The organism is Pseudomonas sp. AC070 (assembly GCF_979258635.1).
Map to the genome: position 1 here is coordinate 4,886,791 of NZ_OZ409871.1, position 26,732 is coordinate 4,913,522.

General features: G+C 61.1%; 26 protein-coding genes and 1 riboswitch. Of the genes, 14 read left to right on the forward strand and 12 right to left on the reverse strand.

Translation table 11 applies throughout. The features are described 5' to 3' along the window. Positions 1–52 precede the first annotated feature (52 nt). Entirely contained in the window at positions 53–439 is a 387-nt protein-coding gene (locus tag ACZZ0Q_RS22025) for an MAPEG family protein (protein WP_463540788.1), read from the reverse strand. Between the two features lie 104 nt (positions 440–543). Then, entirely contained in the window at positions 544–948 is a 405-nt protein-coding gene (locus ACZZ0Q_RS22030; protein ID WP_122497623.1) for a hotdog domain-containing protein, read from the reverse strand. A gap of 177 nt (positions 949–1,125) precedes the next feature. Beyond that, positions 1,126–1,243: riboswitch (S-adenosyl-L-homocysteine riboswitch) on the forward strand. Positions 1,244–1,264: 21 nt separating this feature from the next. On the opposite strand from ACZZ0Q_RS22030, the gene ahcY reads away from it, so the two are divergent. The 5 genes from ahcY to ACZZ0Q_RS22055 all read left to right on the forward strand — a co-directional run bounded on the left by ahcY (position 1,265) and on the right by ACZZ0Q_RS22055 (position 8,612). Then, the gene (ahcY, locus tag ACZZ0Q_RS22035; RefSeq protein WP_122497625.1) at positions 1,265–2,659 is read left to right on the forward strand and encodes an adenosylhomocysteinase; all 1,395 of its coding nucleotides are present in this window, start codon (positions 1,265–1,267) and stop codon (positions 2,657–2,659) included. A 115-nt stretch (positions 2,660–2,774) separates the two neighbouring features. Beyond that, on the forward strand, positions 2,775–3,620 hold the full coding sequence (gene metF / locus ACZZ0Q_RS22040; RefSeq protein ID WP_463540787.1) for a methylenetetrahydrofolate reductase [NAD(P)H]: 846 nt from the start codon (positions 2,775–2,777) through the stop codon (positions 3,618–3,620). 64 nt (positions 3,621–3,684) lie between these two features. Beyond that, positions 3,685–5,784, forward strand: a complete 2,100-nt coding sequence (locus ACZZ0Q_RS22045; protein WP_463540786.1) for an outer membrane assembly lipoprotein YfiO — start codon at positions 3,685–3,687, stop codon at positions 5,782–5,784. 4 nt (positions 5,785–5,788) lie between these two features. After that, positions 5,789–6,514 (forward strand): DUF3142 domain-containing protein, encoded by a 726-nt coding sequence (locus ACZZ0Q_RS22050; RefSeq protein ID WP_463540785.1) that lies wholly within the window; start codon positions 5,789–5,791, stop codon positions 6,512–6,514. A 172-nt stretch (positions 6,515–6,686) separates the two neighbouring features. Further along, positions 6,687–8,612 carry a DEAD/DEAH box helicase gene (locus tag ACZZ0Q_RS22055; protein WP_463540784.1) on the forward strand — a complete coding sequence of 642 codons (1,926 nt, stop codon included), beginning with the start codon at positions 6,687–6,689 and terminating at the stop codon, positions 8,610–8,612. Between the two features lie 197 nt (positions 8,613–8,809). Here ACZZ0Q_RS22055 and ACZZ0Q_RS22060 read toward each other — a convergent pair whose 3' ends face one another. From ACZZ0Q_RS22060 to ACZZ0Q_RS22070, 3 genes are all read right to left on the reverse strand, one after another. Beyond that, complete coding sequence (locus ACZZ0Q_RS22060) at positions 8,810–9,400, reverse strand: YceI family protein (protein ID WP_122497631.1); 591 nt, start codon at positions 9,398–9,400, stop codon at positions 8,810–8,812. A gap of 30 nt (positions 9,401–9,430) precedes the next feature. Next, the gene (locus ACZZ0Q_RS22065) at positions 9,431–9,985 is read right to left on the reverse strand and encodes a cytochrome b (RefSeq protein WP_463540783.1); all 555 of its coding nucleotides are present in this window, start codon (positions 9,983–9,985) and stop codon (positions 9,431–9,433) included. Between the two features lie 191 nt (positions 9,986–10,176). Then, on the reverse strand, positions 10,177–11,094 hold the full coding sequence (locus ACZZ0Q_RS22070) for an SdiA-regulated domain-containing protein (protein WP_463540782.1): 918 nt from the start codon (positions 11,092–11,094) through the stop codon (positions 10,177–10,179). 139 nt (positions 11,095–11,233) lie between these two features. On the opposite strand from ACZZ0Q_RS22070, the gene ACZZ0Q_RS22075 reads away from it, so the two are divergent. The 6 genes from ACZZ0Q_RS22075 (at position 11,234) to ACZZ0Q_RS22100 (ending at position 17,402) form a co-directional block, all read left to right on the forward strand. Continuing rightward, a complete protein-coding gene (locus ACZZ0Q_RS22075) occupies positions 11,234–12,250 on the forward strand; it encodes an AraC family transcriptional regulator (protein ID WP_463384473.1) in 1,017 nt (338 codons plus the stop codon). A gap of 141 nt (positions 12,251–12,391) precedes the next feature. Further along, complete coding sequence (locus ACZZ0Q_RS22080; RefSeq protein WP_463540780.1) at positions 12,392–13,447, forward strand: ABC transporter ATP-binding protein; 1,056 nt, start codon at positions 12,392–12,394, stop codon at positions 13,445–13,447. Next, the gene (locus ACZZ0Q_RS22085) at positions 13,444–14,358 is read left to right on the forward strand and encodes an ABC transporter permease (RefSeq protein WP_463560928.1); all 915 of its coding nucleotides are present in this window, start codon (positions 13,444–13,446) and stop codon (positions 14,356–14,358) included. Before ACZZ0Q_RS22080 ends, ACZZ0Q_RS22085 begins: the two co-directional genes overlap by 4 nt. Beyond that, positions 14,355–15,143 carry an ABC transporter permease gene (locus ACZZ0Q_RS22090; protein WP_463560930.1) on the forward strand — a complete coding sequence of 263 codons (789 nt, stop codon included), beginning with the start codon at positions 14,355–14,357 and terminating at the stop codon, positions 15,141–15,143. Before ACZZ0Q_RS22085 ends, ACZZ0Q_RS22090 begins: the two co-directional genes overlap by 4 nt. A 34-nt stretch (positions 15,144–15,177) precedes the next feature. After that, positions 15,178–16,224 carry an ABC transporter substrate-binding protein gene (locus ACZZ0Q_RS22095; RefSeq protein ID WP_463560932.1) on the forward strand — a complete coding sequence of 349 codons (1,047 nt, stop codon included), beginning with the start codon at positions 15,178–15,180 and terminating at the stop codon, positions 16,222–16,224. Between the two features lie 146 nt (positions 16,225–16,370). After that, the gene (locus ACZZ0Q_RS22100; RefSeq protein ID WP_463560934.1) at positions 16,371–17,402 is read left to right on the forward strand and encodes a histone deacetylase family protein; all 1,032 of its coding nucleotides are present in this window, start codon (positions 16,371–16,373) and stop codon (positions 17,400–17,402) included. Positions 17,403–17,474: 72 nt separating this feature from the next. On the opposite strand, the gene ACZZ0Q_RS22105 is transcribed toward ACZZ0Q_RS22100, so the two are convergent. The 4 genes from ACZZ0Q_RS22105 to ACZZ0Q_RS22120 all read right to left on the reverse strand — a co-directional run bounded on the left by ACZZ0Q_RS22105 (position 17,475) and on the right by ACZZ0Q_RS22120 (position 21,175). Next, positions 17,475–17,822 (reverse strand): NirD/YgiW/YdeI family stress tolerance protein, encoded by a 348-nt coding sequence (locus tag ACZZ0Q_RS22105; protein ID WP_463384781.1) that lies wholly within the window; start codon positions 17,820–17,822, stop codon positions 17,475–17,477. Positions 17,823–17,911: 89 nt separating this feature from the next. Beyond that, positions 17,912–18,838, reverse strand: a complete 927-nt coding sequence (locus ACZZ0Q_RS22110; protein WP_463540779.1) for an SdiA-regulated domain-containing protein — start codon at positions 18,836–18,838, stop codon at positions 17,912–17,914. A 177-nt stretch (positions 18,839–19,015) separates the two neighbouring features. After that, entirely contained in the window at positions 19,016–19,681 is a 666-nt protein-coding gene (locus tag ACZZ0Q_RS22115) for a fumarylacetoacetate hydrolase family protein (protein ID WP_463540778.1), read from the reverse strand. A 99-nt stretch (positions 19,682–19,780) separates the two neighbouring features. Further along, positions 19,781–21,175 carry an FAD-binding oxidoreductase gene (locus ACZZ0Q_RS22120; RefSeq protein WP_122497652.1) on the reverse strand — a complete coding sequence of 465 codons (1,395 nt, stop codon included), beginning with the start codon at positions 21,173–21,175 and terminating at the stop codon, positions 19,781–19,783. 202 nt (positions 21,176–21,377) lie between these two features. Here ACZZ0Q_RS22120 and serA point away from each other — a divergent pair, with 202 nt between their 5' ends. Continuing rightward, a complete protein-coding gene (gene serA, locus ACZZ0Q_RS22125; RefSeq protein WP_463540777.1) occupies positions 21,378–22,607 on the forward strand; it encodes a phosphoglycerate dehydrogenase in 1,230 nt (409 codons plus the stop codon). Positions 22,608–22,879: 272 nt separating this feature from the next. On the opposite strand, the gene ACZZ0Q_RS22130 is transcribed toward serA, so the two are convergent. Then, a complete protein-coding gene (locus tag ACZZ0Q_RS22130) occupies positions 22,880–23,347 on the reverse strand; it encodes a DUF4399 domain-containing protein (protein ID WP_463384465.1) in 468 nt (155 codons plus the stop codon). A 321-nt stretch (positions 23,348–23,668) separates the two neighbouring features. On the opposite strand from ACZZ0Q_RS22130, the gene ACZZ0Q_RS22135 reads away from it, so the two are divergent. Next, positions 23,669–24,211 (forward strand): DUF6160 family protein, encoded by a 543-nt coding sequence (locus tag ACZZ0Q_RS22135; RefSeq protein ID WP_463540776.1) that lies wholly within the window; start codon positions 23,669–23,671, stop codon positions 24,209–24,211. A gap of 40 nt (positions 24,212–24,251) precedes the next feature. On the opposite strand, the gene ACZZ0Q_RS22140 is transcribed toward ACZZ0Q_RS22135, so the two are convergent. Continuing rightward, positions 24,252–24,878, reverse strand: coding sequence for a 2OG-Fe(II) oxygenase (locus ACZZ0Q_RS22140; protein WP_463540775.1), 627 nt, complete (start codon positions 24,876–24,878; stop codon positions 24,252–24,254). 87 nt (positions 24,879–24,965) lie between these two features. On the opposite strand from ACZZ0Q_RS22140, the gene ACZZ0Q_RS22145 reads away from it, so the two are divergent. Next, positions 24,966–25,736 (forward strand): hypothetical protein, encoded by a 771-nt coding sequence (locus ACZZ0Q_RS22145; RefSeq protein ID WP_463384463.1) that lies wholly within the window; start codon positions 24,966–24,968, stop codon positions 25,734–25,736. Between the two features lie 10 nt (positions 25,737–25,746). Here the strand turns inward: ACZZ0Q_RS22145 and bipL are convergent, their stop codons facing one another. Continuing rightward, a complete protein-coding gene (gene bipL, locus ACZZ0Q_RS22150) occupies positions 25,747–26,676 on the reverse strand; it encodes a phospholipase BipL (RefSeq protein ID WP_463540774.1) in 930 nt (309 codons plus the stop codon). Positions 26,677–26,732: the final 56 nt, after the last annotated feature.

Consider the following 26,732-nt stretch of genomic DNA (forward strand, 5'->3'; position numbering starts at 1 on the left):
CAACGGCGGCCGCCAGTATCCTCGCCTTGCTCCCGATTACCAACCTTCGAGGTCAGACGCTGACGAAGAAAAAGCTCGCGATCAGCGCCATACCAACGCCCCATATCAGCGAGCGAATCGGCGCCCAGTCGGCCAGGTAGCAGATGATGTACAGGATGCGGCTGACGATAAACCAGATCGCCAGCAGGTCGATGGTGGTCTGTGCGGCATGGCCGATTTGATGGGCAATGATCACCGCCGCAGCAAAGGCGGGCGTCACTTCAAAGCCATTGAGTTGGGCGTTGTTTGCGCGCTTGGCCGGCCCATTCATGGTCGCCTGCAGCGCTCGCGGGTCGTGGTTGTGCTTGGGCGCGAAACCGCCGCCCAAGCCTTTGGCCAGCCCTGTGCAGAGGTAGGGAAGAAACAGCGCAATCAGCACGCACCAATAAGCAACGGTCATGGCAACTCCTCGGTTTTATTGTTCCGAGCAGCTTGCCTTGATGCGCGCGCCGAATCCATGGCCAGCGGGGCGCTGGCCAATGGCATATCAGTCAATCGCTCGGCTTAGGCCGAACCGCCTTCTTCCTTGAACTGATCGCGGATATAGGTGATTTCGGTTTTGCCATGGGGCGCCGGGTTGCCGTCGGCATCGACATTGACGAACACCATCTTGTCGATGGTCAGGATGCTTTTGCGGGTGATCTTGTTGCGCACTTCGGCGCGCATGGTCAGCGAGGTGCGACCGAACGCGGTGGCCGTGATGCCCAGCTCGATGATGTCGCTCTGGCGCGCCGACGAGACGAAATTGATTTCGGAAATCAGCTTGGTCACCACGTGCTGGCTGCCCAGCTGAATGATGGCGTAGATCGCCGCTTCTTCATCGATCCACTTTAGCAAGCTGCCGCCGAACAACGTGCCGTTGGGGTTGAGGTCTTCGGGCTTCACCCATTTGCGTGTGTGGAAGTTCATACCTGCTCCTCGTGTTAGAACGCCCGCAGCATGGCAGAAGCGATGCGAGGCTGTCGCAACAACACAGTTAATAGTGGCTATAGCGCATTGCGACAGAAAGCCTTGGGCAAGCTCGCCGGCGCAGCTATAATCCCCCAGCTTCAAAGCGGCCCCTGGATTGTGGGTCGCTCCCGCCACCTGTTCGAGGGGCGCTGCAGCAGGTTCTTCCATCGCGAAGTGGCCTGTCAGGCTCGAACAGGGCGTAGAGAACAGCCATTCGCTGGCTGTTAAAACGCATCAACGGCGCCCATTCGCACACCACGAATGGAGTTACAGCATGAGCGCTGCTTTTACCGACTATAAAGTCGCCGATATTTCCCTGGCCGCTTGGGGCCGTCGCGAAACCATCATCGCCGAATCCGAAATGCCAGCCCTGATGGGCCTGCGCCACAAGTACGCCGGCGAGCAGCCGCTCAAGGGCGCGAAGATCATCGGCTGCATCCACATGACCATTCAGACTGCCGTGCTGATCGAAACCCTGGTTGCCCTGGGTGCCGAAGTACGCTGGTCGTCCTGCAACATTTTCTCCACTCAAGACCAAGCCGCTGCTGCTATCGCCGCTGCCGGCATTCCGGTGTTCGCCTGGAAAGGTGAAACCGAGCAAGAGTACGAGTGGTGCATCGAGCAAACCATCCTTAAAGATGGCCAGCCGTGGGACGCCAACATGATTCTCGACGACGGCGGCGACCTGACCGAAATCATCCACAAGAAATACCCGGCCATGCTCGACAAGATTCACGGCGTGACCGAAGAAACCACCACCGGCGTACACCGTCTGCTGGACATGCTGGCCAAGGGCGAGCTGAAAATCCCGGCCATCAACGTCAACGACTCGGTAACCAAGAGCAAAAACGACAACAAATACGGCTGCCGTCACAGCCTGAACGACGCCATCAAGCGCGGCACCGACCATCTGTTGTCCGGCAAGCAAGCGCTGGTCATCGGCTACGGCGACGTGGGCAAAGGCTCGGCTCAGTCGCTGCGTCAGGAAGGCATGATCGTGAAGGTCACTGAAGTGGACCCGATCTGCGCCATGCAAGCCTGCATGGACGGCTTCGAAGTCGTCTCGCCGTTTATCGATGGCAACAACGACGGCACCGCCGCCAGCATCGACAAACTGCTGCTGGGCAAAATCGACCTGATCGTCACCACCACCGGTAACGTCAACGTCTGCGACAGCAACATGCTCACTGCCCTGAAAAAGCGCGCTGTGGTCTGCAACATCGGTCACTTCGACAACGAGATCGACACCGCTTTCATGCGCAAAAACTGGGCATGGGAAGAAGTGAAGCCACAGGTGCACAAGGTTCACCGCACCGGCGCCGGCAGCTTCGATCCGCACAACGACGACTACCTGATTCTGCTCGCCGAAGGCCGCCTGGTTAACCTGGGCAACGCCACTGGCCACCCGAGCCGCATCATGGACGGCTCGTTCGCCAACCAGGTTCTGGCGCAAATCTTCCTGTTCGGCCAGAAGTACGCCGACCTGTCGGCCGCTGCAAAAGCCGAGCGTCTGACTGTGGAAGTGCTGCCGAAGAAACTCGACGAAGAAGTGGCCCTGGAAATGGTCAAGGGTTTCGGCGGCGTTGTGACCAAGCTGACCAAAACGCAAGCCGACTACATCGGCGTGCCGCAGGAAGGCCCGTTCAAACCACACGCCTACCGCTACTGATGTGCCCGGCGCCCGCACCTGCGGGCGCTTTGCCGCGAAGTACAGGCCCGCTGTTTTCCGCGTTGGAAAGCCGGGCCTGTCGACCATTCGCCAGCGTTTCCGAGAGCACTTTTAAATGAGCAAAGAACGTCGCTACAGCTTCGAGTTCTTCCCAACCAAGACCGACGCTGGGCATGAAAAACTGTTAGCCACCGCCCGCGTGCTGGCTGGTTACAACCCCGACTTTTTCTCCTGCACCTACGGTGCCGGGGGTTCGACCCGCGACCGCACGATCAACACCGTGCTGCAACTGGACAGCGACGTGAAGGTGCCCACCGCACCGCACCTGTCCTGCGTGGGCGACAGCAAGGCCGAACTGCGCGCCCTGCTCAAGCAATACCAGGAGGCCGGCATCAAGCGCATCGTCGCCTTGCGCGGCGACCTGCCATCGGGCATGGGCATGGCCAGCGGCGAGCTGCGTCACGCCAACGACCTGGTCAGCTTTATCCGTGAAGAAACCGGCAGCCACTTCCACATCGAAGTCGCCGCCTACCCGGAAATGCACCCGCAAGCGCGCAACTTCGAAGACGACATCGCCAACTTCGTGCGCAAGGCCAAAGCCGGCGCCGACAGCGCGATCACCCAGTACTTCTTCAACGCCGACAGCTACTTCTACTTCGTCGAGCGCGTGCGCAAGATGGGCGTCACCATTCCGATCGTGCCGGGCATCATGCCGATCACCAACTACAGCAAACTCGCGCGTTTCTCCGACGCCTGCGGCGCTGAAATTCCACGCTGGATTCGCAAACAGCTGGAGGCTTACGCCGATGACATCGAGAGCATTCAGGCGTACGGCGAGCAGGTCATCACAGACATGTGCGACCGCCTGCTGCAAGGTGGCGCACCGGGCCTGCACTTCTATACCCTGAACCAGGCCGAGCCAAGCCTGGCGGTGTGGAACAACCTCAAGCTGCCACGCTGATAACGCTTGTTCGAGAGCCGCTTGCCCAAGCGGCTTTTTTTATGACTGTTCAAGGAAGACCCGCATGAATCGTTTAGCCCTCGCACTGCTCTTGCTCGGCGCTCCTCTGGCCCACGCCAGCTCCGACGACGGCGAGTGCGAACCGACCTTGCAACTGCAAGCCAAAGGCCTGGATACCTGCTCCACCCAGGCGTTTCTGAGCCCCAGCAACGACACCCGCGCCAACCTCCAATGGCTATTGGCCGATGCCGGCCAACCGAACCTGGCGGGCAATCCGGAAAAGGCCGAGGACCAGAACGCCTTGGTGCCCTTCGCGCTGGAGCAACTGTTCTCGGTCGCAGAGCCTGAGACGCAACCGACCGACACGCCAACCGCGGCCGATACGAACTCGCTATCGGCCCAGCTGGAAAAATTGGGCCTGAGCGCCGAATATCCGGACCTCGGCGAGACGCCTTCCTACGCCAGCGGCGAAGGCAGTCGGCAGAGCAGCAACAACAGCGTTACCACGGCGACCTTTCTCGGTCAGCTGTTGGCCAGCGACCTGCCGGACCCGGAACGCAAACGCTTGGCCAGGCAGCGCCTGACCCTGCTGCAACAAGAGCACCCGGCCAGCGAGCCGCAGCCCCTGAATTTCATCGGCGTGCAATCGATCCTCGGTCGGCAGTTCGCCACCTACTTGCAGGGTGCCAGCGCTTTTTACGACGGCGACTTCGCCGCCGCCAGTGCACGCTTTACCGAATTGCTCAGCAGCGAGCAGGCGTGGTTGAAGGAAACCGCGACTTACATGGTGGCCCGCAGTCAGCTGAATGCCGCCCAGGCCAATGCATTCGACGAGTACGGCTATCCCGACCTGAGCAAGGCGGACCAACCCGCACTGACGCAAACTGAAACCGACCTCAAGCAGTACCTCGCCAGCTACCCACAAGGCCAGTACACCCTGTCGGCCAAGGGCTTGCTGCGTCGGGTGTATTGGCTGCAACAAGACAACGTCAAGCTGGCGGCGGCCTACGCCGAGCAGCTGGCCGAACAGAACCTGAACAACCGTGACAGCACCGTGCAGCAGCTAACCGACGAGGTGGACAACAAGCTGTTCACCAGCGCCCAAGGCGTGACCAACCCCATGTTGCTGGCCGTGATCGACCTCAAGGGCATGCGCTCGGGCGAGCCGATCAGTGAAGACCAGCTGCTGGCGCAAAAGCCGCTGTTTGCCGATGAGCCGGATCTGTACGCGTACCTGCAAGGCGCCTGGCACTACTACGTCGGCGAAGTCCCGGCCGAAGCCTTGAAGTTTCTGCCCGAGGCCAGCGACGAGAGCGTGCTCGACCACCTGCACTTCAGCCAACAGATCGTGCGCGGCCTGGCCCTCGAAGAAGACGGCCAATGGCCCGTGGCACAAGCCCATTGGTTGAAGCTGTTCAAGCTAACCGAACAGCCGATCCAGCGGCAGCAGTTGCAGCTGGCACTCGCGCTCAACTACGAGCACAGCAACCAGGTGGAGAAGATTTTCGCCGCCGACTCGCTGATCACCAACAGCAACTGGCGGGCGCAAGTGCTCGGCCGCGTCGCCTCGCCTGAGCTGCTGCGGCAGGTGGCCAAAGACGGCAAGGTCGGTACCGATGAGTCGGTCACCGCGCTGTCGGTGCTGCTCTACAAAGAATTGCTGCAAGGCCATTACCCAGCCTTCATTGACGACCTGGCCCTGGTCCCCGAGCCAGCCCCCGAAGCACTCCAGCAGTTCGTTGTCGCGCAGGGCACCAATGACGATGGTTATGCCTGTCCGGCCCCCAAGGAAACCGCCGCCGTGCTGGAAAAAGAACCGGCCAATGCCAAGGCCATCAACTGCCTGGGTGAGTTCACTCGCAGCCACTCGCTGGCCTTCGACGGTTTCCCTGGCGAGTTCGCCTTGGGCGGCAGCAAAACCCAGTTCCCGGGCGAGCGCTTCGACCCGCTGCACGGCTACCAGCAGATCATCGCCAACGACAAAGCACCGGCAGATGATCGCGCCTACGCGCTGTATCGCGCGATCAACTGCTACGCCACCAGCGGCTACAACCACTGCAACGGCGACGACCTCGACAAGTCCGTGCGCAAACAGTGGTTCTCGACCCTCAAACGTCAATACGCCAAGAGCACCTGGGCGCAGTCGCTGAAGTATTACTGGTGAGTCAGTGAAGGGTTTGCGGCTCGGCGTGCTGCTGGCCTTGCTCAGCAGTCCGGCAGCCGCCGAGGTGGATGCCAGCCAGTACGACGCCTTCTGGTTGTGGAGCGGCGTGCAACCGCAGCCGGTGCTGGCCCAGGCGAAAAGCCTGTATGTCCTGCAAGGCCAAATCGAACGCGCGCCGCGTAGCCAAGGCGGGGCCGTACGCTTTTTGGCCCAGGGAATCTCCATACCCAGGCTGGCCGAACACCCCGGCGAGATCTGGCTGGTGTACCGCGCGCAAACGCTGGACTGGCCGCCCGAGGCGTATGCGGTAATGCTCTCGCAAGTGCGCCGCTGGCAGCTCGCCGGTAACCCGGTGGTGGGCATCCAGATCGACTTCGATGCCCGTACCCGCGAGTTGCACCACTACGCGCAATTTCTGCGCGACTTGCGCGCGCGCCTGCCGAACGACTACCGCCTGAGCATCACCGGTTTGCTCGACTGGGCACCGAACGCCGATACCGGCGTATTGAACCAATTGGCCGGTGTTGTGGACGAAATCGTCATCCAGACGTATCAGGGCCGCCACAGCATTGCCAACTACAGCGCTTACCTGCCACCCACCAAGCGCCTGCAACTGCCGTTCAAGATCGGCTTGGTGCAGCACGGCGACTGGCAGGCGCCCGACTACCTGCACGACTTGCCGCTGTTTCGCGGTTACGTGGTTTTCCTCCTCAATGCCCCTGCGTCGTAGCGCTAGGCGCATTGTGGAAATGCTCTGTTATACTCCGGCTTCCCCGCTGGCTGACGCCCGGACGCCGGCCCTCCTAGAGGCCCGCAGGACCGGACGGGAACGCGCCCTCAACGCGTTTCATGCACGGCAGAATTTCCCCCATGGGCCACGCCCTCACTAAACAGGATTACTCATGTCCTTTGCTTCCCTCGGTCTCTCCGAGGCTTTAGTCCGCGCCGTCGAGGCTGCTGGCTACACCGAGCCCACCCCAGTGCAACAGCGGGCCATCCCCGCCGTGTTGCAAGGTCGCGATCTGATGGTTGCCGCCCAGACGGGCACCGGCAAAACCGGTGGCTTCGCCTTGCCGATCCTCGAGCGCTTGTTCCCCAATGGTCACCCGGACCGCGAACACCGCCACGGCCCGAAACAGCCGCGCGTATTGGTGCTGACGCCCACCCGCGAACTGGCCGCGCAAGTGCATGACAGCTTCAAGCTGTATGCCCGTGATCTGAAATTCGTCTCTACCTGCATCTTCGGCGGCGTTGGCATGAACCCGCAGGTGCAAGCCATGGCCCGTGGCGTTGACGTGCTCGTCGCCTGCCCCGGTCGCTTGCTCGACCTGGCCAGCCAAGGCAGCGTCGACTTGTCTCACGTTGAAATTCTGGTGCTCGACGAAGCCGACCGCATGCTCGACATGGGCTTTATCCATGACGTGAAAAAGGTCCTGGCGCGCTTGCCGTCCAAGCGTCAGAACCTGCTGTTCTCGGCGACCTTCTCCAAAGACATCACCGACCTCGCCGGCAAATTGCTGCACAACCCCGAGCGCATCGAAGTGACGCCGCCCAACACCACGGTCGAGCGCATCGAGCAACGGGTGTTCCGCCTGCAGTCCAACCACAAGCGCGCCCTGCTCGCTCATCTGATCACCGCCGGCGCGTGGGAACAGGTACTGGTGTTCACCCGCACCAAGCACGGCGCCAACCGTCTGGCCGAGTACCTCGACAAACACGGCCTGCCGGCTGTGGCGATCCACGGCAACAAAAGCCAGAACGCGCGCACCAAGGCCCTGGCTGATTTCAAAGCCAACGCCGTACGTGTGCTGGTTGCTACCGACATCGCCGCTCGCGGTCTGGACATCGACCAGTTGCCCCACGTGGTCAACTTCGAACTGCCCAACGTTGAAGAAGATTACGTGCACCGCATCGGCCGTACCGGCCGTGCCGGTCGCAGCGGTGAGGCCATTTCGCTGGTCGCGCCGGATGAAGAGAAATTGCTCAAAGGCATTGAGCGCATGACCAAGCAGAAAATCGCCGACGGCGACCTGATGGGCTTCGATGCCAGCACCGTGGAAGCGGAAAAACCGGAAGTGCGCGAGCGCCCTGAAGGTCAAAACCGTGGCCGTGGTGGCCCGCGTGATCCGAACAAACCAGGCGGTGGCGGCGGCGGTGATCGTCGTGGCAGCGGCCGTAAAGACAAAGGCAAGGACGGCAAAGACAAACCTGCCGCTCAAGGCCGCGACAAGCCAGCCAACTCAGGCCGTCAGCAACAGCCGCGTCAGGGCCAACCGCGCAGCAACGAACCGCGTCAGCCGCGCACCAACAGCACTGCGGCGGCGGTTCCGCCATTGCCAGCCGATCGCGCGCCGGACGAGTTTCTGGACGACGAAATCGATAACTTTGGTAACCGCGCCGACTACGTCAGCCCGAACCAGGGCAATCGTCAGCAGAACCGTGGCCGCAAGCCGGCCGCTGCTGCTGGCGCCGCGCCGAGCGCACCGCGTCCTGCCGGGCAACCGCCGCGTGGTCAATCGCCACGTCCGCAAGGCCAGGGCAAACCCCAAGGCCAGCGCAGTGGTGGTGCTGCCAATGCTCAGGGCAAGCGTCCGCAACGCAACGGCGGTCAGGCCCGTCGCGACGACTCGCGCGCCCGCCCCGACGCACTGCGTCAGGAACCGGCTGTTCGGGGTCCGCGTGAGCCGCAGCACCAGCCAGTGATCGTGCACAAGGAGTCGAAAATCGACCGCACCTTGACGCCCGAGCAGCTGGAGCAACTGGACAAACTGCCGAGCCGCAATCGTGGCGAGAAACCGGCATTGCTTACCCGTAACCGCGAAGGCTAAGGCTCAGCGTTACAGCAAAAACACCGGCCTTGTGCCGGTGTTTTTGTTTAGGCCCGACATTTCGATTGGGCGCGATGCGCATGATAAAAAGCATCGCGGCTAAAGCCGCTCCCACAGGTCCTGCGCGAGTTTTCCTTAAAGCTGCGCCCATAAAAAACGCCGGCATCAGCCGGCGTTTTTTATGGGCGGTTAAAACCTTACTTCTTTACACCTTCAAACGAGATCTGCAGTTCCAGCTCTTGAGATTTCGGGCCCAGGTCTTTCTGGATGTCGAAGTCTTTCAGCTTGATGGTGGTGGTGCCTTCGAAGCCGGCGCGGTAGCCGCCCCATGGGTCTTTGCCTTCGCCGAGGAAGGTTGCCTTGATCACGACCGGCTTGGTCACGCCGTGCAGGGTCAGGTCACCGGTAACGTCGGCCTTGCCTTCGCCAGTCGATTTAACCGAGGTGGACACGAACTTGGCTTCCGGGAATTTCGACACGTCGAGGAAGTCGGCGGTGCGGATGTGCTTGTCGCGCTCGGCGTGGTTGGTGTCAACGCTGGTGGTTTTCAGCGTTACGTTGATTTTGCTGGCTTCCGGGTTCTTGGCATCAAAGCTGAACGAGCCGTCCCAATCTTTAAACGTGCCGTAGATGTAGCTGTAACCCAGGTGGCTGATTTTGAAATCGATGAAGGCGTGCTGGCCGGTTTTGTCGATGGCGTAGTCGTCGGCCATGGCGTGCCCAGCGCTGAGCATTGCGGTGCCGAGTGCCAGAGCGGCCAGGGATTTTTTCAGGGTTGCGTTGAACATTGCGTAAGTCCTTCTTGTGCAGTGAGAGAGCTAGTCGGCGCGACGGCCAAACATGCGGGTCAGGGTTACATCGTGATCGATAAAGTGGTGCTTCAAAGCTGTTAACGCGTGAACGCCGGCAAAAATTACCAAGGCCCACGCCAGGTACAAGTGCACCGCGCCGGCCAGATCTTCCTGATCAGGAATGCTGGTCAAAGTGGCGGGCACAGCGAACAAGCCGAACACCTCGATGGGGCGGCCATCGGCGGTGGAGATCAGGTAGCCGGCGATCAGCACGGCGAACAACAACAGGTACAAGGCGCCATGGCCGAGCTTGGCGCCCAAGCGGGTGGCGCGGCTGTAGCTGCTTAGGGTCGCCGGAGCCGGACTGATAAAGCGCCACAGCAGGCGCACGATCATCAAACCCAGCAGGGTCAAGCCGATGCTTTTATGCAGCGCCGGGGCGGAGTGGTTGTAGGGGCTGTAGTAATCGAGCGTGACCATCCACAGGCCCAAACCGAACAATCCGAATACCGCTAATGCGATGCCCCAGTGCAAAACAATGCTGACCAGACCATAACGGGAAGGGGAGTTGCGCAGTTGCATGTAAGGGGTTCCCTAAAAAAGCAGTGGGGTAAGACTAGCGGTTAATCTATCGAGTTAAAGCGAAAAATTCTGCTTTGAAATATCGGGAAATACGATCGGTTCGCGGCCGTGCAAACCAAGCGTCAAAGCGGCAGCAGTTGGCCGTCAGTCCGCCCCTGCTCGCCCGTTAACCCCCGGCGAGTCGGCGGCCTTTATTCTTCCTTCTTGAACACATAAAACAGATTCGGCTCGCTGACGATATACAGATTGCCCGCGTTATCGCTGGCAATGCCCTCCGCCTGGGGCACGGTTTTCTTCAGCCCACTCTGGCCGCGCAACAACGACAAGGTGCTGATCGGCTTGCCGTCGGTGTCCAGCTCGATCACCAGCCGCGACTCATCCGAGAGCGCCAGTAAATGCCCGGTGGGCATGTCGAAATCCAGACTCGACAGGTCGCGCACAAACAGCCCGGCGTCCCGCTTGGGGTCGTCTACCACATGCACGGCGAAGGGGCGGTCGACGTTGGTGTGGGGGAAACCGTGCACCTCATAGATGCGTACCGGATCGCGTTCCTTGGCGACAAATAAGCGCTGGCCTTTGGCGTCGTAAGCCAGGCCTTCAAAGCCTTTGTTGCCGCTTGGGCCCAGGCCGAGGGAGAGCTGCTGGGCGTCATCGGCGCGTACTGGCGTTGAGGTTTCGTCCAGCTGCACGCTGATCAAACGTTGGCGGCGCTCGTCGGTGATGACATACACGCCAGGGCTGATGTATTCGATCGCCTCCGGGTCGCCAAAGCCCAGCAGCGGGATGCGCCGTAGCACGTCGCCGGCCAGCGACAGTTCGATAATTTCCGAGCGCTGGTTGGTCACGGTGAAAAGCGTGTTGCGGTCGGGGTCGTAGGTCAGGGCCGACACATCGTCATTCAGGCCCTTAATGGGCATGGCCTCAACGCTCACCCGATACGCCGGCAGCCACAGCGAGCGCGCTTGCCAGGCTTCGCCATGGCGCCATTCTTGCACCTGAAACCAGGCCCGTTCGAACAGACGAAACTCCTGCGCAGCCGCTGCCAGGACAATCAATGCGCCGAGCACCACGGCTCCCAGCAGGTACTTCAAGGTCAGCAGACGACGCATCGGGGGTTCTCGCAAAGGGTGGCGGGGTACAAAACGGGCGCTAGAAATAGCACAGCCATGCTGAATTGAAACTTAACCGTGCACGCCGGTTGCAGTTCGCCGCACTGGCGTTACAAGAAGAAGCATCAAGGGCAGAAATATGGGCTTGTCATTACTTCCCGAAGACCGCGCACGCACCACCCTTCACACCATCGCCCTGGCCGTCAGCCAGCTCAGCGAAACCGGCATCCCTCGCCAGCGTTTGCTGCACGACAGCGGCCTGAGCAGTGCCGATCTGGAAACTCCGGAAAAACTCATCAGCCCCGCGCAAGAGCTGCGCGTGTTCGCCAACGCCATTCAATGCACCCGCGACCCAGCGCTCGGGCTGTCAATGGGCCTGCGTATGCACGTGTCGGCCTACGGCATTCTCGGCTACAGCATGCTCGCCAGCCGCACCCTGCGCGACGCGCTAAACCTGGCGATGGCGCAACCGACCCTGCTGGGCACGTATTTCAAATTGCACTTGGAAGAAGACGGCGACGAGGCTCGCCTGGTCGCGCGCGGTTATCGCTATGCGCCAGAGCTGACGGTGTTCAACACCGAGCTGTGTTTGATGTCGTTGCTCACCGTGATTCGCGACCTGTTGGGCGAAGCGGTTCGCCCGCGCAGCGTGCATTTCTCCTACCGCCCGCCCTTGCATGCACATTCCTACACGCAGTTATTCGGCTGCCCGGTGGAGTTTGGTGAGCCGGTTAACACCTTGTGTTTCAGCGCCGCCCTGCTCGACCGCGAGCTGCCGCTGGCCGACCCGGTGAGTTGCCATTACGGCGTGCAGCAATGCCTGAAACTCGCTGCGCAACTGGACAGTGGCCAGGACGTGCTCGAGCAGATCCGTCAGCACCTGAGCAGCAACATGCGTGAAGCCAGCAGCCTGGAGCGGGTGGCCAATCAGTTGCACCGCAGCGCCCGCACCCTGCGCCGCCACCTCACGCGGATGAACACCAGCTACCAGCGCCTGCTCGACGAAGTGCGCTATGACAAGGCGCGCCAACTGCTGATGCAAACCGACCTGCCCATTTACCTGATCGCCGAGCAGTTGGGCTACAGCGAAACCGCCAGTTTTCGCCATGCGTTTTTGCGCTGGAGCGGGCAGACGCCTAGCGTGTATAGACGTTAGCGGCCAACTTGGCCGCATCTATCCCCTTTTGACCGTTTCTATCGTTCTGCCCTGCGGGTCACGCTGACAGAATCGAAGACACGCTTGGCAGCCGTTTCGTATGCGCTAAAAGCCAACAATAACAATGGGTTATAGAACTCTATGGGAAATTCCAGCGCCATCAGCATTGAGCAGCTCAGCATGGAATTCGGCGACCCTGGTCAGGGCGTCAAAGCCCTCGATGCGGTTTCTCTGGAAATCCAGTCCAACGAATTCTTCACCCTGCTCGGCCCCTCCGGCTGCGGCAAAACCACGCTGCTGCGCCTGATCGCCGGCTTCGAACAACCCAGCGCCGGCACCATTCGCTTATACGGCGAAGCCATGCAGGATTTGCCGCCCTTTCGCCGCCCGGTGAATACCGTTTTCCAAAGCTACGCGCTATTTCCCCACATGACGGTGGCGCAGAACATCGCCTTCGGTTTGGAGATGCGCGGACTGAGCAAGGCTGAAATCAGCGAAACCGTGACCCGCATGTTGGCGCTGGTAAAGCTGCCGGATGTGGGCGCACGCCGGGCCGACCAACTCTCCGGCGGCCAGCAACAACGCATCGCCCTGGCCCGCGCTCTGGCCAATCGGCCCAAAGTGCTGCTGCTGGATGAATCGTTGTCGGCGCTGGACCAGAAGCTGCGCAAAGACATGCAAATCGAGCTCAAGCGTTTGCAGAGCGAAACCGGCATCACCTTTATTTTCGTGACCCACGATCAGGAAGAAGCGCTGACCATGTCCGACCGCATCGCGGTCATGAGCAAGGGCCGCATCTTGCAGGTGGGCACGCCGACTGAAATCTACGAAGCACCGGCCAACCGCACCGTGGCCGACTTTATTGGCGAGACCAACTTCTTAACGGCCGAGGCCAGCGACGACGGCGTGAAGCTGAGCGACGGTCAGTTGCTCAGCACGCTCACCGAACATCGCGGCCCGGTCACCCTGGCCATTCGCCCGGAACGGGTGAGCCTGGCCGCCGACGGTCAGTTGCTCGGCGAGGTGGAGAACGTGGTGTATGTCGGCACCGACACCGTCTACCACCTGGACGTTGCCGGCCAAGGCGGCTTCCGCGTGCGCCAGCAGAACCGCGACGGCGCCGTGGGCGGTTATCAGGTCGGCGACAAGGTGCGGGTGCAGGTGCCCAGCGCCGCCATCAAGGTGCTGGTCGAATGACTACGCCACGGCTGTTGGCCGAGCGCCGCCAATTGGGCCGCCGCCTGCTGCTCAGCACGCCCGCCATGCTCACGCTGCTGGTGTTCATGCTGCTGCCGCTGGGCATCATGTTTGTGGTGTCGATCCTGCAATCCGGCGAGTACGGCGGGGTGAAGTGGGGCGAGTATTCCCTGGAGGCGTACCGCAATTTCTTCTACGAGCGCGATCTGGATGACGTGTTGGTGTTCAACACTGACTACCTGGAGATCTTTCAGCGCTCGTTCTGGCTGTCGATCCTGACCACCGCCGGATGCCTGCTGATCGGCTTCCCCACTGCGCTGTACCTGGCGTTGCAGAGCGAGCGCAAGCGCAACCTGCTGCTCTTTCTGGTGACCGTGCCGTTCTGGACCAACCTGCTGGTGCGCGCCTATGCCTGGATGTTGCTGCTGCGCAACGGCGGGTTGGTGGATGAAGGGCTGCAAGGCCTGGGCATTACTCAGCATGGCTTGGGGCTGCTGTACACCGACAACGCCGTGATCATCGGCCTGCTCTATACCTACCTGCCGTTTATGGTGCTGCCGATTTACACCAGCTTGGAGAAAATGGACTGGCGCCTGGTAGAGGCGGCGTTCGACCTGGGCGCCAATCGCTTCCATGCGCTCAAACGCATCATCGTGCCGCTGGCCATGCCGGGCATCGTCGCCGGCAGCATTCTGGTGTTCATTCCCTCGTTGGGTAACTACATCATTCCTGAGCTACTCGGGGGCGGCAAAACCCTGATGATCGGCAACCTGATTCAGCTGCAATTTGGCAGCTCGCATAACTGGCCGCTCGGCGCTGCCCTGTCGTTTGCCCTGCTTAGTTTCGTGCTGCTGGCCATGCTGGTGTACAGCGTGCGCTTCAAGCCGGGCAGCGCGGGGGGCCATCCATGAATACGCGCAATCCATTGTGGCGCTTCGCGGGCATGCGGCCGGCGGCGTGGTTCTTTTTTATTTTTCTGTACCTGCCGATTGTGGTGCTGGTGGTGCTCAGTTTTAACGGCGGGCAATCGGCCACGCTTTGGGACGGTTTCAGCCTGAAGTGGTACACCGTGGTCGCTAACGACGCCGAAGTGGTGCGCGCGGCGAAGAACTCGCTGATCGTCGCCACCCTCGCCACCCTGATTGCCACGTCGCTGGCCACCCTGGCGGCGCTGGGCATGCGCGGTCGTGCCTTTCGTGGGCAAACCTTAATGAGCGGCGTGCTCGGCTTGCCGCTGTTGGTGCCGGAGATTGTCACGGCGGTGTCTACGCTGATGTTCTTCTCGTTTATCGGCCTGAAACTGAGCCTGTTCACCATCCTCATTGCCCACGTGGTGTTCTGCATTCCGTTCGCCTATCTGCCGATTCGCGCCCGCCTCGAAGGCATGAACCCGTACCTGCTCGAAGCCGCCGCCGACCTTTACGCCTCGCCGTGGAAAGCGTTCTGGAAAGTGACCTTTCCGCTGCTCAGCCCGGGGATCCTTTCCGGGGCAATGCTGGCGTTCATCATTTCCATGGACGACTTCGTCATCACCTACTTCGTTGCCGGTGCCGGCGCCACGACGTTGCCGGTGTACATCTTCAGTTCGATTCGCATGGGTATCTCGCCGAAGATCAATGCGATCTCGTCGATCATCCTGGTGATTTCCATCGCGTTTGTGGCGCTGTCGTATTACGTGGGTCAGCGCAAACGCTAACGCTCTCAAAAAAAGTCCAGCAAGGAGCTTTGCCATGCACGTTCGCACCACCTCGCTCGCGTTGTCCCTGCTATGCGCCATGGGCATCGCCACCTCGGCTCAGGCCGCCGGCACGCTGCACTTCGCCAACTGGTCGGACTACTACCCGCCAGAGCTGCTGAAAAAATTCGAAGCCGACACCGGCATCAAGGCCACGCTCGACGCCTACGACTCCAACGAAACCCTGCTGGCCAAACTCAAGGCCGGCGGCGGCGCGTACGACGTGGTGGTGCCGTCAGACAGCTTTATCGAAATCATGGTCAAGGAAGACCTGCTGCAGAAGTTCGACAAGAGCAAGCTCACCAACCTCGCCCTGCTCAAAGACACCTTCAAAACCCTGAGCTTCGACCCGGGCCATGACTACAGCGTGCCGTATCTGTGGGGCACTACGGGTTACAGCTACGACACCGCCAAGGTGCCCGGCGGCAAACTGGAAGAAAGCTGGAAACCCTTCTTCGAGCCCGACCCCGAACTTAAAGGCAAAGTCGTGGCGTTGAATTCGATCGAAGAATTGTTCGTGCCGGCCGCGTTCTACCTGGGCGTCGACCAGTGCACCGAAGACCCGAAAGCCGCGCAGAAAATTCAGGACCTGCTGCTTAAGCAGAAACCTTCCCTGGCCATGTACAACAGCGACGGCACTATCGAGCGCATGGCCGCCGGTGAAGTGACGATGCACCAGCAATGGAACGGCGCCTTCCACCGCGCCCAGGCCCAGCGCGCGAGCCTTACTTACGTGTACCCGAAAGAAGGCATTCGGGTGTTTATCGACAACTTCGCCATTCCTAAAGACGCCACCAACGTGGCCGAAGCCCACGCCTTCATCAACTGGATGATGAAACCGGAAAACATCGCCGCCGCCTCCAACTTCGCCAAGTACAACAACGCCATCGAAGGTTCGGATAAGTTCATGGACAAAGAACTGTTCGACGACCCGGCCATCAACACCCCGGCCGACAAACTCGACCGTCTCAAGCCCTTCGAACTCTGCTCCCCCAAAGCCCTGGCCCTGCGCGCCAAGGTGTGGACCAAGTTGAAGAAATAAGCCGTAAACCCCGCCTGCGGTGATCCCTGTAGGAGCGGCTTTAGCCGCGATGCTTGCGACCTGAGAGCATCGCGGCTAAAGCCGCTCCTACAGGAAAAACCATAACGACAAACCCTCTTCACAGGCCTGCTCCTGAGGGCACCCCTATGCTGACGATTTATAGCGTCGACCATCACCTGCACCACGGCAAGTACGAGTTGATCGGCGGCCAGTTCACGCCGTGTTTTGAGATGCCCAGCCGCGCCGACATGGTGCTCGACCGCGCCAAGGCCGTTGGCCTGGGCGATGTGCACGCGCCGCTGGATTTTGGGCTGGCGCCGATTCGTCGAGTGCACACCGAAGGCTTTGTGCGCTTTCTGCAAAACGCCTGGAGCGACTGGCAGGCCATCGGCCGCCAGCACGACATGCTGCCCATCGCCTGGCCGACCCGGCGCCTGCGTCAGGTAGAACCGACCGCCATCGACGGTCGTTTGGGCTACTACTCGTTTGATGCCGGCGCGCCGATTACGGCCGGCACCTGGCAGGCGATTCTAAGTTCGGCCAACGTCGCCCTTACCGGCCAGGCCGAACTGGCGAAAGGCGCGCGCGGGGTGTTTTCCCTGTGCCGGCCGCCAGGTCACCACGCGGCCGCTGACTACATGGGCGGTTATTGCTACCTGAACAACGCCGCCATTGCCGTGCAAGCCCTGCTCGACCTCGGCGCCAAGCGCGTGGCCGTGCTAGATGTGGATTACCACCACGGCAACGGCACGCAGGATATTTTCTACGAACGCGCCGACGTGCTGTTCACCTCCATTCATGGCGACCCACGGTTTGAATACCCGTATTTCCTCGGTTTCGCCGATGAGAAAGGGGCAGGCGTGGGCAGCGGTTTCAACATCAACTATCCACTGGCCGAGGGCAGCGACTGGTCGGTGTGGAGCCTGGCCCTGGCCGACGCCTGCCGGCAGATTCAGGCCTACGCGCCGGATGCGTTGGTGGTGTCGCTGGGCGTGGACACTTACAAGTCCGACCCCATCTCGCAGTTCAAACTCGACAGCCCCGATTACCTGCGCATGGGCGAGGTCATCGGCAAGCTCGGCTTGCAGACCTTGTTCGTCATGGAGGGCGGTTACGCGGTTGAAGAGATCGGCATCAATGCCGTGAACGTGTTGCAGGGGTTTGAGAGCGTCGCCTAAGCGCGCGGTGTGTCAGCCACAAAAAAGCCCGCCCCGGTGGAATGCCAGGGCGGGCTTTTTGCAGTGCAATGTTTACATCACTTCGACGATATCCACGTCCACTTCGCGGCTCATCAGGTCGCGTTCGACTTCGCCGGTGAGCTTGACCTTGGCGCTGTCGGAGATGGCTTGTGGCGGCCAGTCTTCATCGTCAATTTCCACTTCGATGGTGCCGCTGGCGTCTTTGAATTCGTAGCGATCACCTTTCAGGCGTTTGACGATCTGGCCTTGCAGCACCACCGGCGCATCGTCGGCGGCATCCAGGGCAGCGGCTACGCTGGTGATCTGCTGGGTGGCGCCAGGGCCGGTGTAACCGCCGGCGGCCACAGCGGCGCCGGACAGCAGAGGAATAAACAACAGGGCGAGTGCTTGGGTTTTCAGTTTCATCAGGACAATCCCGTTCTGGTAAATGACGGGGTCAGGTTAAGCAGCGCACCTGAACTGAAACTGAATAGCGCCTTAATCGAAGCTTAAGACGGGTCGGCCGGTTTCTCTTTGCGGAACACGTAAAACAGGTTCGGCTCGCTGACCATATAAATGGTGCCCTGCTCATCGATGGCCACGCCTTCGGCGCGCGGAATACTGTCGTGCAGACCGTTCATGCCGCCGTACAAGCTGATAAAGCTAACCGGCTGACCGTGCTCGTCCATTTCCAGCAGCAACTTGGATTGAGCCGACAACACCAGCGAATGGCCGGTGCGCGGATCGACGCTCAGGGCCGAAATATTGCGCATATACAGCTCGTCGCTAGGCAGCGGCTCCATCTGCCCGGCCAATCCCGCGGTGCCGTCACTGCTCCAACTGAACAGGGCCGTTGGCGAACGCTCTTTGCCCAGCAGCAGGCGCTTCTGCGCGGGATCCCAGGCAATGCCTTCAAAGCCCTTGTTGCCGGACTCGGCGTAGCCCAGGTCGAACTCGCGGGTGTCGATGGCGCGCAATTCCAGGGCCACCGGCCCGAGCTTGAAAATCGACAGCGTACGGCGGCGCTCGTCGGTGATCGCCATGTTGCCGTTACTCAGCATCGCCACGCCCTCGGGATTGGAAAAACCAACCAGGGCAATGCGCCGCAGCACTTCACCGTCCAGGCTCAGTTCCACCAACAGCGGCTCTTTGCCGGTAACGGTGAACAGGGTTTTGGAGTCGGGGTTGTAGGTGAGGTCCGAGGTTTCATCATCCTCGAGGTCTTTCAGGGGTTTGGCTTGAATCACCGGGCGGTAGCCGGGAAGCCAGATGCTGGCGGCGCGCTCGGCCGGGTCGAAGTTGTCTTCATCCGCCCAGTACTTCACCTGGCCAAGCCAATGCTGGGTGTAGGTGAGCACCGCAACGGTGAGCAGCACGAAAGCGAGCAGCAGCCAGGGCCAGTTGCGACGAAACGAAAAGGAGCGAGCGGTGGGCATGGGACGTTCTCTGTTACTGCAGCAGCAAGCTAGCCGCCAAAGCAGGAGATTACGGTTTGATCATCCGTGAACAACCGCGAACCCGCGCAAAGCCGGCGCGGGCAGTGCCGAACTGTACATCAGCCGTTCGCGGTTATCCCACCCATGAGTAATTACAGCGCTTGTACGCAGCGCCGCTTACAGAACGCGGGTCGTCACGCTCGAATGGCCGACCAGTTCGAGCAGCAATTCATCACCTTGGTTCAATGGCCCAACGCCGGCTGGCGTGCCAGTGAGAATCACGTCACCCGGCTGCAAGCTGAAGTGCCCGGCGATGTGCGCAATGATCGGCACAATCGGGTTGAGCATCGACGCGCTGCTGCCGTCCTGGCGCACTTCACCGTTGATGCTCAGACGAATGCCGATCTCGGTCAGATCGCTCACCGCATCGCTGCTGACAAAAGGCGCCAGCACGCAGGCACCGTCGAACGACTTGGCCACTTCCCACGGGTAACCCTTTTCCTTGAGCTTGACTTGCACGTCACGCAGGGTCAGGTCCAGCGCCGGGGCGAAGCCGGAAATGGCGTCGAGCACTTCTTCCTGGTTGGGTTTGCGCGACAGCGGCTTGCCGATCAGCACGGCAATTTCCGCTTCGTAGTGCACGCCGCCACGGTCGGTCGGAATGCTGAAGCCGCCCTCGGCTTCCACCACGCAGCTGCCCGGTTTGATAAACAGCAGCGGCTCGGTGGGCACCGGGTTATTCAGTTCTTTGGCGTGCTCGGCATAGTTGCGGCCAACGCACACCACTTTGCCGATGGGGAAATGGATGGTGGTGCCGTCGAGGTAACGGTGTTGGTAGCTCATGAGTGAATCTCCAGAAAGTGCGATCCCTGTAGAAGAGGCTTCAGCCTCGAGCTTTTGAAACATCGAGGCTGAAGCCTCTCCCACAGAGAGCAAAGCGGCTTACAAGGCGAAAATCTTGCCCGGGTTCATGATGCCGTTCGGGTCGAACACCGCTTTGATGGCCTTCATGTAGGCGATCTCGGCCTCGGAGCGGCTGTAGGTCAGGTAATCGCGCTTGGTCATGCCCACGCCGTGTTCGGCGGAAATCGAGCCGTTGTATTTCTGCACGATCTCGAACACCCACTTGTTCACCGTGGCGCACTTGGCGAAGAACTCGTCTTTGCTCAGGTTGTCGGGTTTGAGGATGTTCAGGTGCAGGTTGCCGTCGCCGATATGGCCGAACCAGACGATTTCGAAATCCGGATAGTGCTCGCCGACGATGGCGTCGATGTCATGCAAGAACGCTGGCACCTGGGCGACAGTCACGGAGATGTCGTTCTTGTACGGCGTCCAGTGCGAGATGGTTTCGGAGATGTACTCGCGCAGCTTCCACAGGTTCTGCAGCTGCTGCTCGCTCTGGCTCATCACACCATCCAGTACCCAGCCTTGTTCCACGCAATGTTCAAAGGTGGCGAGCGCCGCTTCGGCGACTTCTTCGGTGGTGGCTTCGAATTCCAGCAGCGCATAGAACGGGCACTCGGTTTCGAATGGCGCCGGCACATCGCCACGGCCCATGATTTTGGCCAGGGCTTTGTCGGAGAAGAATTCGAAGGCGGTGAGGTCGAGTTTGTTCTGGAAGGCGTGCAGCACCGGCATGATCGAGTCGAAATCGGCGGCGCCCAGCACCATGGCGGTGAGGTTTTGCGGCGCGCGGTCCAGGCGCATGGTGGCCTCGACAACAAAACCCAGCGTGCCTTCAGCGCCAATAAAAAGCTGACGCAGGTCGTAGCCGGTGGCGTTTTTGATCAGGTCTTTGTTCAGTTCGAGCAGGTCGCCCTTGCCGGTGACCACTTTCAAACCGGCCACCCAGTTGCGGGTCATGCCGTAGCGAATCACTTTGATGCCGCCGGCATTGGTGCCGATGTTACCGCCAATCTGGCTGGAACCAGCGGAGGCAAAGTCCACCGGGTAGTACAGGCCTTTTTCTTCGGCGAACATCTGCAATTGCTTGGTCACCACGCCTGGCTGACAGACGGCGGTGCGGTCGAATTCGTTGAAGCTGAGCACCTGGTTCATGTAGTCGAACGCCACGACCACTTCGCCATTGGCGGCCACCGCAGCGGCGGAAAGCCCGGTGCGGCCGCCCGATGGCACCAGCGCCACCTTTTGTTCATTGGCCCAACGGACGATCGCCTGAACCTGCTCGGTGGTTTTGGGAAACACGATGGCCAACGGCGCCGGGGCGAAGTGTTTGGTCCAGTCTTTACCGTAGGCGTTCAGCGAATCGGCGTCGGTGAGTACCTTGCCGGGCTCGACCAGGGTCTTGAGTTGTTCAATCAGGGCAACGTCGGTCATCTACGGAACTCTCACGCAATTCATGGTCGCCCTGAGAACCTTTCAGGTCGCAACCGAGCAAGTAAAAAGGAAGACATGCTAGCATACGCCCCCCGCGAAACGTGCTCTGTGCTCGGTTTCGCGGCAGCGGCGCGACGCCGAAACGGGCTGCCCGCGACGCTGGCTTTCCCTGACTTTTCTACCGGGACAAACAGGTACTCAGATGAGCAAGACCTCTCTCGACAAGAGCAAGATCAAGTTCCTTCTTCTCGAAGGTGTGCACCAGAACGCTGTCGACACGCTGAAAGCGGCCGGCTACAGCAACATCGAGTACCTCAAGGGCGCCCTGTCGGACGCTGAGCTCAAAGAAAAGATCGCCGACGTGCACTTCCTCGGCATCCGCTCGCGTACCCAGGTCACCGAGTCGGTGTTCGACCACGCCAAGAAGCTGATCGCCGTCGGTTGCTTCTGCATCGGCACCAACCAGGTCGACCTCGACGCCGCCCGCGAACGCGGTATCGCCGTGTTCAACGCCCCCTACTCCAACACCCGTTCGGTGGCCGAACTGGTACTGGCTCAGGCGATTCTGCTGTTGCGCGGCATCCCCGAGAAAAACGCCTCGTGCCATCGCGGTGGCTGGATCAAGTCCGCCGCCAACTCGTTCGAAATTCGTGGCAAGAAGCTGGGCATCGTTGGCTACGGTTCCATCGGTACCCAGTTGTCGGTTCTGGCCGAAGCGCTGGGCATGCAAGTGTTCTTCTATGACACCGTGACCAAACTGCCGCTGGGCAACGCCACTCAGGTTGCCAAGCTGCATGACCTGCTGGGCATGGCCGACATCGTGTCGTTGCACGTGCCGGAACTGCCGTCCACGCAGTGGATGATCGGCGAAGCAGAAATCCGCGCCATGAAAAAGGGCGGCATTCTGATCAACGCCGCACGCGGCACCGTGGTTGAGCTGGACCACCTGGCCCAGGCGATCAAAGACGAACACTTGATCGGCGCGGCCATCGACGTGTTCCCGGTAGAACCGAAGTCCAACGACGAAGAGTTCGAGAGCCCGTTGCGTGGCCTGGACCGCGTCATTCTCACCCCGCACATCGGTGGTTCCACCGCCGAAGCCCAGGCCAACATTGGTCTGGAAGTGGCAGAGAAGCTGGTTAAGTACAGCGACAACGGTACGTCCGTGTCTTCGGTCAACTTCCCCGAAGTGGCCCTGCCGGCGCACCCGGGCAAGCACCGTTTGCTGCACATCCACGAAAACATTCCGGGTGTAATGAGCGAAATCAACAAGGTGTTCGCCGACAACGGCATCAACATCTCCGGCCAATTCCTGCAAACCAACGCCAAGGTCGGTTATGTGGTGATTGACGTGGATGCGGAGTACTCGGACCTGGCGCTGGAAAAACTCCAGCACGTGACCGGCACCATTCGCAGCCGCGTTCTGTTTTAACCAAACGATCGGCTGCGCGTCGGCCGGGCTGCGTTGAAATCGGTTTTTGAATGCTCATTGGCTACAGCCAACTCCGCTTAAAAAACCGATTTCGCCTTGCCCTGCTCTAGCTCGCTCGATCTTGATCGCTGTAATGAAAAAGGGAGGCTTCGGCCTCCCTTTTTCATTATCCAAAAACACCCTTCCTGTGGGAGCGGCTTCAGCCGCGATGCTTTTGAATTAAACAGCACTGCGGCTAATCGGAGTACCGCCCAGCCGTTCCCAAATAAGCGCTATTTCACCGTGATATTAATCACCGGCGAAACCACAGGCAGCGGCGCAAGCACGCCGTTCTTGTCGGTCTGTACCAGCTGCAAGCGGTGCGGGCCGCTGGGCAGGATGAATTTCTCGGCTTTGTCTTCGGACAGCAATCGCACCTGGTCGCTGCGCAGCACCGGCATGTTGGACGACACCGGCGGCGCGTCGATCAGCAGGTGAATCTCGTTGTCTGGCGCGCTCATTACCGGCGGCGACATGCCCGGCGTCACCGTCACGGTGCGCAGACCGAATTTGATCGCGAACGGACGGTCAACGGTGGCGCCGTCGTGGGGTTCGATAAAGTACAGCTGCGCCGTTTGCGTCACTTCAATTGGCACGGCGGGCTCGGGGGTGGTGGCGGCCACGCTGGCGGAACTGGCGCCCAACGCCATGGCCATCAACAGCGCAGCCTGAACGGCCGGGGTGAACAACTTCATGTGCATGGTTGAGCCCTCCTGGATCCTTATAAGAAACCGCCCGTTGTCCGAGCTGCTCATTTAATGACCACCAGAGTGTAGGACGGTTCAGGCATAACGCCCGCGCTTCAAGCGCCCGGCTCCAGCGCTTGGCAGGCGTTCCAGGTCACTCCCGGTAACACCGCCAAAACCGGCCACTATCGAAGGTGTGGCTTGGCCGGCAATAACCTGCAAAAGACCGGTTTACGCGGCTTGCAGGCCCATCCTTCGACGGGAACCCGCGCGCGCCGCTGGCGCCTTGCCAGGCCGCTCGCCAGACTGCCGGTCGCCCATCAAGGAAGTGCCGCCATGATAAAAACAATCGCACCTGCCGCTCTCGCTCTACTGTTCGCCACGCCGTGCCTGGCGGACTTGCAGCCGCTGGACAATCCCGCCCTGAGCGACGTGGCAGGCCAAGCCGGCATCAGCATTCGCCTCGACTTGCAGGCGCGCATCAACCAGATCCGCTTCAGCGACACCGGTGGCAACGTGTCGCTGCGCAACGTGAAAATCGACAACGGCTGCGTCACCGCCAGCGACTGCCCCAACGGAGCCGGTGGAAGCTTTGCCCTGGGCCCGGCGCAATTGGGGTTGGTGCTGCCGATTTTTGGCGTTAACCAGCCCACCCTGATGGTCGACGTGGTGACCGGCGCCAACGGCCAGCAGCAGCTGCAATTCACCCTGCCGGATCTCACCACCATCAACGAGCAACTGATCGCCAGCGGCCTGCCGGCGCAACGCATTCGCCTGCGCGTGGCCAGCGACATGTTCGTCGGCGAGAGTCGTTTAGGCAGTTTGGAGGTGCGCGATATCACCGATTTGCACGGCACGATCAAGGTGTGGGGGCACTGATCGCAACAGACGCCGGCCGCCCGTCGAAAACAGCGGGGTGCTAGGCCTCTCGGCGGCGAAACCACCCGGTCAACGACAACCGCTCCCGCGTCGCCGGCAGCACTTCATGGGGCAACTCGCCGGACATGAAAATCACCAGTCGCCCGCCGAGGGGTGCGATGTCGTAGGGCTGCTCGCCAGGGTAAATGCGCAACGCCCCACCCTGCTCGGCTAACCAGCCTTCGTTCAGGTACAACACGGCCGACACGGTGCGGCGGTCGTCGTCGCGGAAGCGGTCGACATGGCGCTGGTAAAACGCGCCGGGCGGGTACAGCGCGAAGTGGCTTTCGTAATCGTCCAGGCCCAGGTACAGCGCTCGATTCAGCGCCAGCCGCAGTTGGTCCATCACGCTCAGGTAGGCATCGGTGGCCACGCTCTCGCCCGGCTCCAGCCATTGAATGCTGTCGCCGCGCACGCCTTCGCGCACTTGCGTCGCGGCACCTCGGCCGACACCCGCGCGCGCCAGGCGGCCATCGGCGGCACGTTGTTGGCACTCAGCGGCCAGTTCGCCGGTCAGAGCCTGTGGAATAAACAGGTCGTGCTGCGACCAGCCCTTGTCGGCGAGGTTGTCGACAAGGGTGGTCAGCAGCGCGTGATCGAGCAGAAGCGTTTCGGATGGAATGGGCATGCCGGCGATTCTATCAGCGCCGCTCACGCGCCTCGACAAGCCCACGCCATGCCGCTGAAAATAGCGGCCTGCCCGACAGGAGTCTTTATGCGCGCCCTCTTTGCCCTCGTCTTGTTGTTTTGCACCTTGCCAAGCCTGGCCGACGAGCACAGCCAGCTCTATGAAACCGCTGGCTGGCCGCAACAACGCGCGCACTTCAACGCGGCCCTGAAAGCCGCGCAGGAACGCTACCGCGCCAGCCTGCCGGACGCCGTCTATCAAACCCTGGTCAACAACAGCAACCAGCGCTTCGCCCCCGAGGCGATGGACCAGCGCGGTGAAGCCACCCTGCGCGAGAAACTGCCCAACCCGGCACCGGCGTTGGCGTTTTTCCAGTCGCCGCTGGGGCGCAAAATTGTTCAGGCCGAAGTCGATGCCACCCGCCCGGAAGAACTGGCCCAACACGCCAACGGCATTCCGCGCATTCAGGCTGAAGCCACTCGCGCCTTATTGATTCGCCACCTGGCCCAGGCGCTGCCGGCCAAGGAAGCGGGCGCCGAAGTGAGCTTGGCGCTGGCTGGGGTCGCGGCCGACAGCCTGAGCCAGATGATTCCCGGCCTGCTCGGCGGCGGCCAGGCGCAAGGCATGTTGCAAAGCCAGCGCCAGCGGTTGATGCAGCAGATTGGCGCCGACGTGGATAACACGCTGCTGTATGTGTACAGCGGCCTGTCGGACCCGGAGCTGGATGAGTTCGTGGCGTTCGCCGAGTCGGCCGATGGCAAGGCCTACTACCAGGCGGCGCTGGAGGCGATGCGCGCCGGCTTGGCGGTGGGCCAGCCGGCTGCGGTGGCGAACCCGGCAGCCAATCCGGGTATTTGAGTTTTAAAAATCAGCGCGAAAACTGCTCACTCAAAAACGCAAAGTAGCGCTGGCGAATCTCCGCGCTTTCATTGGCCAGGTGATGCCGCCCGCCTTCCACCATCAGCACCGTCACCTCGCTGAACTTGCTGCGCAGCACCTCGAGGTTGAAACGCCAGTCCACGGTCATGTCCGCATCGCCTTGCACAATCACCACGCGCCGCTGAACCACAGCGGCGCGTTCGATACCCGGCACCCAACGCGATAACGCGCCCACCCAGGCGGTCGGCAAACTCAGCGGTTGCAGTGGATCGGCCTGAATAAAGGTGAGGAACTGGGCGTCATTGGAGTTCGGACTGAAGCGTCGCGGAATTTCCGTGACGAAGTGGCGCAGCACGCGGTAGCTGAGCTTCGACCAGCCCCACGCACGGGGCCGCACCAGCGGCGCCAATAGCAGCACCTCGCCAATTTCGGCACGCGCCGGGTTATTCAACAGAAAGTCGACGATGATCGCCCCGCCGGTGCTCTGGCCGCACAAGTGCCACGGCTGCGGCAAGTCGAGGCTGGCGGCTTCAGCCAACACGGCCTTGAACACGGCCTGATATTCGCTGAACTCGCCAATGCTGGCGCGCGGGCCGCTGGATAAGCCATGGCCCGGCAAGTCGCAGGCCAGCACGGCGAAGCCCATGCCCAGCGCCCAGGCGATGACGTGTCGATACAGGCCCATGTGGTCGTAGTAACCGTGTTGCAGCACCAGCGTGGCGGTGGGCGCGGGCGGCAACCAGAGCTGCGTCACCACCTCGTAGCCATGAACCTTCACCACGCCGAGGCGGCAGGTGGCGCCTGGAATATTCAGCCCATAGAACTGCCGATAAACCTGCGCCTCTGGCGGCTCGGCATGCGCCGCGGCCAAGGGTCGCAATTGGGCGCGCAGGGAATCGGGCTGAACGGGTTCTGACATGGGGCATCCGTGGATGTCGAGGAAAACGGGCGGCCAACCAAACGGCGCCGCAACGG

Coding starts and splice junctions, on each gene's coding strand:
- ACZZ0Q_RS22135 (WP_463540776.1), top strand. CDS start 23,669: ATGATAAAAACAATCGCACCTGCCGCTCTCGCTCTACTGTTCGCCACG.
- ACZZ0Q_RS22115 (WP_463540778.1), bottom strand. CDS start 19,681: ATGAGCTACCAACACCGTTACCTCGACGGCACCACCATCCATTTCCCC.
- ACZZ0Q_RS22095 (WP_463560932.1), top strand. CDS start 15,178: ATGCACGTTCGCACCACCTCGCTCGCGTTGTCCCTGCTATGCGCCATG.
- ACZZ0Q_RS22145 (WP_463384463.1), top strand. CDS start 24,966: ATGCGCGCCCTCTTTGCCCTCGTCTTGTTGTTTTGCACCTTGCCAAGC.
- ACZZ0Q_RS22075 (WP_463384473.1), top strand. CDS start 11,234: ATGGGCTTGTCATTACTTCCCGAAGACCGCGCACGCACCACCCTTCAC.
- ACZZ0Q_RS22060 (WP_122497631.1), bottom strand. CDS start 9,400: ATGTTCAACGCAACCCTGAAAAAATCCCTGGCCGCTCTGGCACTCGGC.
- bipL (WP_463540774.1), bottom strand. CDS start 26,676: ATGTCAGAACCCGTTCAGCCCGATTCCCTGCGCGCCCAATTGCGACCC.
- ACZZ0Q_RS22085 (WP_463560928.1), top strand. CDS start 13,444: ATGACTACGCCACGGCTGTTGGCCGAGCGCCGCCAATTGGGCCGCCGC.
- serA (WP_463540777.1), top strand. CDS start 21,378: ATGAGCAAGACCTCTCTCGACAAGAGCAAGATCAAGTTCCTTCTTCTC.
- ACZZ0Q_RS22130 (WP_463384465.1), bottom strand. CDS start 23,347: ATGCACATGAAGTTGTTCACCCCGGCCGTTCAGGCTGCGCTGTTGATG.
- ACZZ0Q_RS22110 (WP_463540779.1), bottom strand. CDS start 18,838: ATGCCCACCGCTCGCTCCTTTTCGTTTCGTCGCAACTGGCCCTGGCTG.
- ACZZ0Q_RS22025 (WP_463540788.1), bottom strand. CDS start 439: ATGACCGTTGCTTATTGGTGCGTGCTGATTGCGCTGTTTCTTCCCTAC.
- ACZZ0Q_RS22140 (WP_463540775.1), bottom strand. CDS start 24,878: ATGCCCATTCCATCCGAAACGCTTCTGCTCGATCACGCGCTGCTGACC.
- ACZZ0Q_RS22030 (WP_122497623.1), bottom strand. CDS start 948: ATGAACTTCCACACACGCAAATGGGTGAAGCCCGAAGACCTCAACCCC.
- ACZZ0Q_RS22100 (WP_463560934.1), top strand. CDS start 16,371: ATGCTGACGATTTATAGCGTCGACCATCACCTGCACCACGGCAAGTAC.
- ACZZ0Q_RS22045 (WP_463540786.1), top strand. CDS start 3,685: ATGAATCGTTTAGCCCTCGCACTGCTCTTGCTCGGCGCTCCTCTGGCC.
- ACZZ0Q_RS22070 (WP_463540782.1), bottom strand. CDS start 11,094: ATGCGTCGTCTGCTGACCTTGAAGTACCTGCTGGGAGCCGTGGTGCTC.
- ACZZ0Q_RS22090 (WP_463560930.1), top strand. CDS start 14,355: ATGAATACGCGCAATCCATTGTGGCGCTTCGCGGGCATGCGGCCGGCG.
- ACZZ0Q_RS22055 (WP_463540784.1), top strand. CDS start 6,687: ATGTCCTTTGCTTCCCTCGGTCTCTCCGAGGCTTTAGTCCGCGCCGTC.
- ACZZ0Q_RS22120 (WP_122497652.1), bottom strand. CDS start 21,175: ATGACCGACGTTGCCCTGATTGAACAACTCAAGACCCTGGTCGAGCCC.
- ACZZ0Q_RS22080 (WP_463540780.1), top strand. CDS start 12,392: ATGGGAAATTCCAGCGCCATCAGCATTGAGCAGCTCAGCATGGAATTC.
- ACZZ0Q_RS22065 (WP_463540783.1), bottom strand. CDS start 9,985: ATGCAACTGCGCAACTCCCCTTCCCGTTATGGTCTGGTCAGCATTGTT.
- metF (WP_463540787.1), top strand. CDS start 2,775: ATGAGCAAAGAACGTCGCTACAGCTTCGAGTTCTTCCCAACCAAGACC.
- ahcY (WP_122497625.1), top strand. CDS start 1,265: ATGAGCGCTGCTTTTACCGACTATAAAGTCGCCGATATTTCCCTGGCC.